The sequence below is a fragment of the Caballeronia hypogeia genome, from assembly GCF_001544875.2.
GTDB lineage: Bacteria > Pseudomonadota > Gammaproteobacteria > Burkholderiales > Burkholderiaceae > Caballeronia > Caballeronia hypogeia.
Genome location: NZ_FCOA02000088.1, coordinates 1 through 804, shown reverse-complemented (window position 1 = coordinate 804; position 804 = coordinate 1). Strand labels below are relative to the sequence as shown.

Below are 804 nucleotides of genomic sequence, written 5' to 3'. Positions count from 1 at the left end.
TCTGGTTATTGCGGAACACGACAACGCGTCGATCAAGGCAGCGACGCTGAACACGGTTGCAGCGGCGTCGAAGATCGGCGGCGATGTGCATGTGCTGGTGGCTGGCTCGAACGCACAAGGCGCGGCCGATGCAGCGGCGAAGATCGCAGGCGTGGCAAAAGTGCTGCTCGCCGATGCGCCTCAGTTGGCCGATGGCCTCGCGGAAAACATCGAAGGTACGGTGCTGAACATCGCGAAGGATTATTCGCACATTCTGGCTCCGGCAACGGCCTACGGTAAGAACATCGCGCCGCGTATCGCCGCGCATCTTGATGTCGCGCAGATCAGCGACATCACCGCAGTCGATAGCGCCGACACGTTCGAGCGCCCGATCTACGCGGGCAACGCGATCGCGATCGTTCAGTCGATCGATCCGATCAAGGTCATCACCGTGCGCGCAACGGGCTTCGATCCGGTGGCGGCGGAAGGCGGCAGCGCATCGGTCGAGAAGATCGAAGCCGCAGCCGATGCCGGCATCTCGCAGTTCGTGAGCCGTGAAGTGACGAAGCTGGACCGTCCGGAATTGACGAGCGCGAACATCATCGTGTCGGGCGGCCGTGGTCTGGGCAGCGGCGAGAACTACACGAAGACGCTCGAACCTTTGGCCGACAAGCTCAACGCGGCGCTCGGCGCATCGCGCGCGGCAGTCGATGCGGGCTATGTCCCGAACGATTATCAAGTTGGTCAAACCGGCAAGATCGTCGCGCCGCAACTGTACGTGGCCGTCGGCATCTCGGGCGCGATCCAGCATCTCGCGGGCATGAA

At 62.8% G+C, this 804-nt stretch carries 1 protein-coding gene; it reads left to right on the top strand.

The annotated features are described in order from the left end of the window. Window position 1: 1 nt before the first annotated feature. Window positions 2-804 (top strand): electron transfer flavoprotein subunit alpha/FixB family protein (locus AWB79_RS37955; protein ID WP_061172602.1); only part of this gene is annotated, 803 nt, incomplete at its 3' end.